4 protein-coding genes are annotated in these 6,000 nt (G+C 69.7%); 1 reads left to right on the top strand and 3 read right to left on the bottom strand.

Translation table 11 applies throughout. The features are described 5' to 3' along the window. Positions 1–57: 57 nt before the first annotated feature. The 3 genes from FAB82_RS01475 to FAB82_RS01465 form a co-directional block, all read right to left on the bottom strand. Entirely contained in the window at positions 58–2,391 is a 2,334-nt protein-coding gene (locus tag FAB82_RS01475) for a sodium-translocating pyrophosphatase (RefSeq protein ID WP_136532765.1), read from the bottom strand. 210 nt (positions 2,392–2,601) lie between these two features. After that, on the bottom strand, positions 2,602–3,111 hold the full coding sequence (locus FAB82_RS01470; protein WP_136532764.1) for an ATP-binding protein: 510 nt from the start codon (positions 3,109–3,111) through the stop codon (positions 2,602–2,604). Next, positions 3,108–3,470, bottom strand: coding sequence for an STAS domain-containing protein (locus FAB82_RS01465; RefSeq protein ID WP_246039403.1), 363 nt, complete (start codon positions 3,468–3,470; stop codon positions 3,108–3,110). Before FAB82_RS01465 ends, FAB82_RS01470 begins: the two co-directional genes overlap by 4 nt. A gap of 100 nt (positions 3,471–3,570) precedes the next feature. Here FAB82_RS01465 and FAB82_RS01460 point away from each other — a divergent pair, with 100 nt between their 5' ends. After that, on the top strand, positions 3,571–5,949 hold the full coding sequence (locus tag FAB82_RS01460; protein ID WP_136532831.1) for a DEAD/DEAH box helicase: 2,379 nt from the start codon (positions 3,571–3,573) through the stop codon (positions 5,947–5,949). The last annotated feature ends 51 nt before the right edge of the window (positions 5,950–6,000 follow it).

Below are 6,000 nucleotides of genomic sequence, written 5' to 3'. Positions count from 1 at the left end.
CTTGCGAGCGAACAAATGGACTCGGATCCAGCCTCACCCGGCACCACCACACACCCCCTAGCCGACCTCGACCGACTCAAGCGGCTCCGGGGCGTTGGATTCCCCCGACTCCACCAGCGCCGAGCGGCGCTTGGAGATGATGATCGCAGTGACCAGGACGGCCACCGCGAGACCGGCGATGATCCAGCGCACGGGGCCGTCGGCTCCGGCGCCGACACCCTCGACGGTGTAGACGACGACGGCCGGGGCGATGATGAGGCTGACGAGGTTCATGACCTTGAGCAGCGGGTTGATGGCGGGCCCGGCGGTGTCCTTGAACGGGTCGCCGACGGTGTCGCCGACGATCGACGCCTCGTGGGCGGCGGAGCCCTTGCCGCCGTGGGCGCCGTCCTCGACGTCCTTCTTGGCGTTGTCCCAGGCGCCGCCCGAGTTCGCCAGCATGACCGCCATGAGCACGCCGCAGGCGATCGCGCCGGCGAGGTAGGCGGCCAGGGGCCCGACGCCGAGGCCGAAGCCGACGGCGATGGGCGCGGTGATGGCGAGCAGGCCCGGCGTCATGAGTTCACGCTGGGCGTCGCGGGTGCAGATGTCGACCACGCGCCCGTATTCGGGACGCTGGGTGCCCTCCATGATCCCCGGGAAGCGCGCGAACTGGTCGCGGACCTCGTTGACGACGGCGCCCGCGGAGCGGGCCACGGCGTTGATGGCGAGGCCGGAGAACAGGAACACGACGGCCGCGCCGATGATGAGGCCGACGATGTTGGCCGGGTCGGCGATGTTGAGCGCCGTCATAAGCTGCTCGCCGATCAGGCCCTCGGTCTCCACCGCGTTGGTGTAGGAGCCGAACAGGGCCGTCGCGGCCAGGACCGCGGTCGCGATCGCGATGCCCTTGGTGATGGCCTTGGTGGTGTTGCCGACCGCGTCCAGGTCCGTCAGGGTCTGGGCGGCGTCGCCTTCGACGTCGCCGGACATCTCGGCGATGCCCTGGGCGTTGTCGCTGATGGGCCCGAAGGTGTCCATGGCGACGATGACGCCGACGGTGGTCAGCAGGCCGCAGCCGGCCAGCGCGACGGCGAACAGGCCCACGAGGATGACGCCGCCTCCGAGGAGGTAGGCGCCCAGGACCGCGGCGGCGATGAGCAGCGCCGTGTAGACGGCCGATTCGAGGCCCAGCGAGAAGCCCGCGAGGATGTTCGTGGCCGCGCCGGTGCGCGTGGCCGCCGAGACGGTCTTCGTGGGCTTGTGGCGGGTGTCGGTGTAGTAGCCGGTGAGGGCCATGATCGCTGCGGCGAGCGCGATGCCGATGACGACGGCGATGATGGCGAGCACCTGCGGGCCCACGGGGATGTCGGGGATCTCGGCGGCGTCGATCGAGCTGCCGAGCGCTTCCCACGTGGACGGGACGTAAGCGAAGACGGCGGCGGCGACGAGCGCCGCCGCGGCGACCGCGGAGATGTAGAAGGCGCGGTTGATCGCGCTGAGGCCCGAGGCGTCGGAGGCGCGCATGCGGGTGATGATCACGCCGAGGATCGCGACGACGATGCCGACGGAGGCGACCAGCAGCGGCAGGACCAGGCCGGTCTCGCCGAAGGCGGCGCGGCCGAGGATGAGGCTCGCGACCAGGACGACCGCGTAGGACTCGAACAGGTCGGCGGCCATGCCGGCGCAGTCGCCGACATTGTCGCCCACGTTGTCGGCGATGGTGGCGGGGTTGCGCGGGTCGTCCTCGGGGATGCCCTGCTCGACCTTGCCGACCAGGTCGGCGCCGACGTCGGCGGCCTTGGTGAAGATGCCGCCGCCGACACGCATGAACATGGCCAGCAGGGCCGCGCCGAAGCCGAAGCCCTCCAAGACCACCGCGGCGTCGCCCTGGTAGACGAAGACCACGATCGAGGCGCCGAGCAGACCGAGCCCGACCGTGAGGAACCCGACCACGCCGCCGGTGCGGAAGGCCAGATGCATCGCATTGGTCGGCTTGCCGTCACGGGCCGCCGCGGCCACGCGCACATTGGCGCGGGTGGCCATGTTCATGCCCGCCCAGCCGATGAACGAGCTGAACACGGCGCCGACGATGAAGAACGCGCTGCGTCCGATGCGGACGTCCGTGCCGCCCTCCGCGGGCAGCAGGAAGAGCAGGACGACGGCGGCGACCACGAAGATCCCGAGCGCGCGGAACTGGCGGCGCAGGTAAGCGGAGGCGCCCTCTTGGACGGCGCCGGAGATTTCGCGCATCTTGTCGGTGCCGGTGTCGGCCGCCAGGATGCTCTTGACGAGCGCGGCGGCACCTCCCAGGGCGACGAGCGCGAGTGCCGCGGCAAGCACGACGAGGCTCACATTGGAGCTCGTCAGCTGGCCTACGCCCTCGTCGCCGTTGGCGAGCAACGTATGCATGGATGTTCCTCCAGTGACTGGATGTGCGCGCTACGCGCGTTCGCTTCATTAAGTTCGTCAGGGTGGCGGCCGCTCGGGTACGGCGGCGCCGGCCGCGTCCAGGGCCTTTCACGAACCCGGCGACGCGGCTGACACAACGAGCGGAGTGTAACGATGTGAGGGCTTTGCGAGTGGGGTCGGTCACGCGAAGAACGGGACTGGGGTCACAGCTCAGTGATCGGCCCCGGGCCCGGCGGGCGGCAGCGGCCAACTCATCGTGACCGTCGTCCCGCGCTCGGCGTCCGGACCGGCCACGACCAGGTCTTCGACCAGTCCCCCGAGCACGATGAGGGTGATCTCCTCGGAGAGGGTGTCCTCTTCGAGCGCGTCGTGATCGTTCGCTCGCGCATCGCCGCCGAGACCCACTCCGTTTGCGCTCCCCTGCGAGCTCGCGCGCAGATCGTGCGCGTTATCAGTGATTTTTGCAACAAAACGATCACCGATCGAAAATTCTACGCGCACAAGGTCGTCAAGATCCCGATCGCGGTGCCGCAGCACCGCTCGCGTGCACGCCTCACCGACCGCCTGCCGGACCTCGTCCAACAACCCCGTGGCGACACCGGCATGCGAAGCGACATCGGCCGCCACCAGACGGGCGGCCCTGACATAAGCGGCAGCGGGAGTGAACGCAAAACGCACCGTCACCGGTTCCGCGCGGTGGACCTGTCTGACGGTGTTCACTCGCTGGGCACCGCTTCCCGAACATCGAGCACCTTGTCCAGGCCGGTCAGGTCGAGCAGCTTCCTAATGCGCGGATTCGCGCAGACCACCACCAGCGAACCGCCCACATCCGTCAGGCGCTTGCGCGCACCGATCAAGACGCCCAGCCCCGTCGAATCGCAGAACTCGGTCGGCGACAGGTCGATCGCCACCTTCACCCGGCCCTCCGAGGCCAACTGGCGAACCGCTTCGCGCAGCTTCGGCGCCGTGTACATGTCGATCTCGCCGCTGACACTGATGACCGAGTAATCGCCGACCGCGGAAAGTCCGAGACCCAGCTCGGGCTCGGATGCGCCGTCGCTTGATGCTGATCCTCTCAACGCTCTCTCCCAAGGCCGGTGTGTGTCCTAACGCATAAGCGTACTGGGTTCAGCGCGCGAACGTGCCGGGAGCACTCCGGCCGCCGTGCGACCGGCAGGGATGTCGGTGGGGTGCGGCATCATTGGACCTGTGCCATCCGACCAGCTCATCGCCGCCCTCGACACCGACAGCGGCGGCCTGCGCCACCTCCGCCGCCTCCCGGCGCGTCGGGCCGTGCGCCGAGGCTGGCCCGAATGGGTCCCCGACGAGGTCCGCACCGCCCTGGCGGACACCGGAATCGTCGAACTGTGGCCCCACCAGATCGAGGCCGCGACGGCCGCGTTCGAAGGACGCGACGTCGTCGTCGCCACCGGCACCGCCTCCGGCAAAAGCCTCGCCTACCTCCTGCCGATCCTCACCGAAGCGGCCGCCCAGACCGAAGCCCGCAACCTCTACCTGGCCCCGACCAAGGCCCTCGCCGCCGACCAGGCCCGAGCGGTCGACGAATTCGGCATCAAGGGCCTCATCCCCGCGATCGTCGACGGCGACACCCCCTTCGAACACCGCCAATGGGCCCAACGCTTCGCCAACCTCGTCCTCTCCAACCCCGACCTGCTCCACCACTCCCTCCTCCCCCGCCACGGACGCTGGCGGTCCCTCCTGAAGAACCTCAAATACGTCGTCGTCGACGAATGCCACATCTACCGCGGCGTCTTCGGCGCACACGTCGCCCTCACACTGCGCCGCCTGCTCCGCCTCGCCGAGCACTACGGCGCCAACCCGACCGTCATCGCCGCCAGCGCCACCGCCGCCGACCCCGCCGCGTCCCTGACCGTCCTCACCGGACGCCCCGCCGTCGCCGTCACCGAGGACTCCTCACCCTCCCCAGGCGCCCAGGTGGCCCTCTGGGAACCCGAGACGTACGAGATCGAGGGCGAACCGCACAAGGCCTCCACCCTCAGCGAGACGGCCAGGATGCTGGCGCAACTGACGCAACGCGGCGTCCGCACCCTCGCATTCGTCCCCTCCCGCCGCGGAGCCGAAATCGTCGCCGCCGAAGCGAAGTCGCGCCTCGGAGCAGACCCGGCCGCCGACCGCATCGCCGCCTACCGCGCCGGCTACCTCAGAGAGCACCGCCGCGAACTCGAATCAAAACTGCGCGAAGGCGAACTGCTCGGCGTGGCCACCACCAACGCCCTGGAACTGGGCATCGACGTCACCGGACTGGACGCGGTCCTGCTGTGCGGCTACCCGGGGCGCCTCGCCTCGTTCTGGCAGCAGATCGGGCGGGCCGGGCGCGGCGACACCGAGGCGCTGGCGGTCATGCTCGCCAAGGACGACCCGCTCGACACGTACCTGGTGCACCACCCGGAGGCGATCTTCGACCGGCCGGTGGAGGCGAGCGTGTGCGACCCGTCGAATCCGTACGTCCTGTCCGGGCACCTGTGCCTGGCGGCGGAGGAGCTCCCGCTTCGAGACGCCGACCTGGATGCGATCCCGGGCAGCCGAGAGGTGGCGGAACAACTCTGCGAGCAGAAGCTGCTGCGCCGCCGCCCGGGCGGGCGCTACTACTGGGTCGGTTCGGAGCGCCCGCAGGTGACTTTGCGCGGTTCGGGCCCGATGGGCGTGGACATCGCGGAGACGAGCACGGGCCGCCTGATCGGCACGGTCGACGCCGCCGCCTCGCACCGCCTGGTGCACCGCGGCGCGCTCTACCTGCATCAGGGCGAGTCCTATCTGGTCGACGAGCTCGACCTGGACGACGGCCTGGCCCTGGTCCACGCGGCGAAGCCGCCGTGGACGACCACGACGCAGGAGATCACGCACCTGGAGATCCTGCATGAACGCGAGCGCCGCGAGATGGGCGACGTGACCTTGTGCCTGGGAGAGGTGGAGGTGACCTCGAACGTCATCTCCTACCAGCGCAGGCGAATCCCCTCGGGCGAGGTCATCGACACCCAGGAGCTCGACCTGCCGCCGCAGACGCTCCGCACGGTCGCGGTCTGGTGGACGGTCGAACCCGAAGCGCTGGAAGGCCTCCCGACGGGCAAGCCCAGCGGCGCCCCCGACTTGCCGGGGGCCCTCCACGCGGCCGAGCACGCCTCGATCGGGCTGCTCCCCTTGATCGCGACCTGCGACCGGTGGGACATCGGCGGCCTCTCGACGGCGGCCCACCCGGACACGGAGCTCCCCACGGTCTTCGTCTACGACGGCCATCCCGGCGGCGCCGGCTTCGCCGAGCAGGCCTACCGCAAATGGACGGACTGGCTCGGAGCGACGAAGCTGGCCATCGAGTCCTGCGACTGCAAGACCGGCTGCCCCAGCTGCATCCAATCCCCCAAGTGCGGCAATGGCAACGACCCGTTGAACAAGCCGGGATCGGTCGCGATCCTGGGAACGGTCCTGCAGGCCGCCGACCTCGAACCCATCATCACCACGGCCGCGCCGAGGCAGGAAGAGCCCGAGGAAGAGGAGGACCTGTGGCCCGGCGACTTCTGACCCCGAGTTATCCACAGGCTCCGCGGAGTTATCCACAGGCAGAAATTTTTC

Source organism: Glycomyces buryatensis (assembly GCF_004912275.1).
In the GTDB taxonomy this organism is placed as follows: Bacteria; Actinomycetota; Actinomycetes; order Mycobacteriales; family Micromonosporaceae; genus Glycomyces; species Glycomyces buryatensis.
Note: the sequence above shows the minus strand (reverse complement) of the source record. Positions and strands in the feature narration are given on the sequence as shown.